Origin of the sequence: Streptomyces spongiae (assembly GCF_009377185.1) — a bacterium.
GTDB classification, from domain to species: Bacteria; Actinomycetota; Actinomycetes; order Streptomycetales; family Streptomycetaceae; genus Streptomyces; species Streptomyces spongiae.
Genome location: NZ_VJZC01001020.1, coordinates 1 through 1,676, shown reverse-complemented (window position 1 = coordinate 1,676; position 1,676 = coordinate 1). Strand labels below are relative to the sequence as shown.

Annotated in this window: 2 protein-coding genes; one reads left to right on the top strand and one right to left on the bottom strand. The window is 69.7% G+C overall.

Features of this window, described 5'->3' with window-relative positions; genetic code table 11:
* Positions 1-1,077 (top strand): MFS transporter (locus FNH08_RS49755; protein ID WP_152778591.1); only part of this gene is annotated, 1,077 nt, incomplete at its 5' end.
* 299 nt (positions 1,078-1,376) lie between these two features.
* Here FNH08_RS49755 and FNH08_RS51355 read toward each other — a convergent pair.
* A complete protein-coding gene (locus FNH08_RS51355) occupies positions 1,377-1,538 on the bottom strand; it encodes a hypothetical protein (protein ID WP_194238896.1) in 162 nt (53 codons plus the stop codon).
* Between the last annotated feature and the right edge of the window lie 138 nt (positions 1,539-1,676).

Genomic DNA, 1,676 nt, shown 5'->3' with positions numbered 1-1,676 from the left:
AGTGGGGTGGGCTATGCGCTGGCCGCGCTTGTAGCGCCGTTCGCAGCACTGATCATCTTTGGCGGGGTGCTGTCCGACCGCTTCGGTGCCCGGCGGCTGATGGTCGTCTCGGACATGGTCCGGCTGTGCTTTCAGGCGGTGCTCGCGCTGCTGTTCCTGATGGGTACGCCGCAGCTGTGGCAGATCCTGGTGCTGCTGGCCCTGGTCGGTGCGGGGAGCGCGCTCTTCCAGCCGGGAGTCGCCAGCATCACCCCGCGCATATCCCGGGACGTGCAGAAGGCGAACGGCACCCTCCGCATCTCGGAGTCCGTCACCGCCGTAATCGGCCCGTCGCTGGCCGGCCTGCTGCTGGTGGTTTCCTCACCGGCAACGGTGGTCGCCCTCGACGCCTTGACCTACGGCGTCAGCGGCGCCTGCCTACTCCTGCTCCGCTCGGTCCCGATGGGCCCGGCCGACCGAAGTGGCATGTCGTCGTTCCGGGCCGATCTCGTCGAGGGCTGGCGGGAGTTCCGGGCCAGGACCTGGCTGTGGAGCGTCATCGTCGTCTTCATGTTCTGGCAGCTGGCGGGCGCCGGCCCCACCATGACCCTCGGCAACAGCACGCTCGTCACCGACTACGGAGCATCGACGTTCGGCCTGGTCATGTCGTCCCTCGGGGCGGGAAGCGTGCTGGGCGGAATCGTCGCGATCAGGCTTCGCCCGCGGTATCCCCTCCGGGCCGGCGCCCTCTCCATGATCCTTTGGGCGCTCATGCCCCTGGGGATCGCTCTCGATCTTCCCGCACCGCTCATCGCCGGGTGCTACGGGGTCAGCGGCGTGGGCATGGCGTTCTGGATCGTCATGTTCCACACAAGCGTGCAAACGCACATCCCGCAGGCCGTCCTCGGCAGGGTGCACGCGTACGACGCGGCCGGCTCGCTGGTGATGAAGCCAGTGGGTCAGGCGGTGGCGGGACCACTCGCGGTCGTCGCGGGGACGGTGCCGTTGCTGTGCGTGTCCGCGGCAATGGCGTTCGTGGCCTGCGCCATGCTGCTGGCCATCGCGGCTGTGCGCGACCTGAAGCGCGTGGAGCGCTAGCCTCCCGACCTCGAGCGGGCCGACCAGCTTCCGCGACCGGCTGCACCGCGGCCGCCACGGCCATCGATCCCTACCGGGCAGCCATCACCCTCGCGTCACTCCTGATGTGGGCGTGACATGTGACGACAGATCCGAGGGCTGGGCCCTGGGTCCTGGGTTCGCCGACGCGCCGTACGGAACGGCCCCGCCGGTCGTGGACTGGCGGGGCCGTGTGTGTTCCGTTGTCCGCGTATGTTCGTCATCCGCCGACCGACTGGCCGACTCGACGTTTCGGCAGAGCCGCGGAACCGCAGGTCGGGTCAGGCGGCCTTTTCGGTCCGCTCGGCCGGCTTGCGGTGCCGACCCCGAGGGGTCGCCTCGGCGTCGTTCGCGGAGACCGGTCCGCGGTGCTTGCCGTGGCCGGAGGCCTCCTGGGCGGCTGCGTCGGCGGCGGGCAGTTCCGTGGTGTGTGCGTCGCTCATATGGAAGTGTTCACCCCGTCAGCATGATCTTCGTACGAGCGGTGAGTCTAACGGGCCGGTCTGACAACTGTGACGGCGGCCACGGCCGTCGGCGCGCCGGATTCTCGCTCGCCCCCGCCGCCCCTACCCGTCCCATCC